Source organism: Mycolicibacterium arseniciresistens, assembly GCF_030519285.1.
Lineage (GTDB): Bacteria > Actinomycetota > Actinomycetes > Mycobacteriales > Mycobacteriaceae > Mycobacterium > Mycobacterium arseniciresistens.
In genome coordinates this window covers 1-1006 of sequence record NZ_JAUMSQ010000530.1, presented here as the reverse complement: position 1 = coordinate 1006, position 1006 = coordinate 1, and the positions used below count along the sequence as shown (strand labels likewise).

Genomic DNA, 1006 nt, shown 5'->3' with positions numbered 1-1006 from the left:
AATCCGGCCATCGACCGGGTGTGCCGACGTACCCGCCGCCGCATGGTCGCTGCGGCGTCGGCCGGCAGCAGCCGGTCGTAGAGCACGGTCGCGTCGGCGTTGCTCACCACGGCGTCGGCGGCGACCTCGGCCCCGGCGGCCCGCACGCCGCAGGCCCGGCCGCCGGACACCAGCACCTCGTCGACCGGTGTGCCGGTGCGGATGTCGACGCCGAGGTCACCGCAGCGCTTCTCGACGGCGTCGACGATGCGGCGCAGGCCGCCGGGCACGTACCAGGCGCCGAACTCCTGCTCGACGAACGCCGTCACCCCGAGGACCGCGGGCGTGCGGCGCGGGTCGGACCCGGAGTAGGTCGCATAGCGGTTGAGCCACATCCGCATTCGCGGGTCGGGCAGCATGCGGCGGCCGAGGCCGTCGATCGTCCGCCACGGCGCCACCGCCCGCAGATCCGCCGGCCGTGCGCTCATCCGGGCCAGCGCGGGTATCGAGATGGGCCGGCGCAGCACCGGCTCGCCGACCAGTTCCCACAGCCGCCGCGACCGCTCGTGCAGCCGCCGCCAATGCTCGCCCGCACCCGCGCCAAGGGCGTCGTCGAACGCCGCGGGCACGTCGGCCGCGCCGTGCGGCAGCACAAGGGTGGCGCCGTCGGCGAAGGTGTACGCGCAGGCCGGGTCGACGCGGGTGAGCGGCAGGTCGGCCGGCCCGCCGGTGTCGGCGAACAGCTGCTCGAGCACGCCGGGCACGGTGAGCAGCGACGGGCCGGTGTCGAAGGTGAAGCCGTCGCGCGACACGACGCCGAGCTTGCCGCCGACGGCCGGCGCGCTCTCGAACACCGTGACCCGGTGCCCTGCCGCGGCGAGGCGGGCGGCGGCGGCCAGTCCGCCCAGACCCGCGCCGACGACGACGATGCGGCTCATACCGGCCGGCCCTTCCAGCTCAGCGATCCCGCCGCCCGGCCGGCCCAGGACGACGCCAGCAACCCCAGCAGGGCGAGCACCGACAGCGG

At 76.3% G+C, this 1006-nt stretch carries 1 protein-coding gene; it reads right to left on the bottom strand.

Annotated features, from left to right (window positions below):
* A partial coding sequence (locus tag Q2100_RS31275) for a phytoene desaturase family protein (protein ID WP_302917130.1) occupies nucleotides 1-917 on the bottom strand: 917 nt, incomplete at its 3' end.
* Nucleotides 918-1006 lie beyond the last annotated feature (89 nt).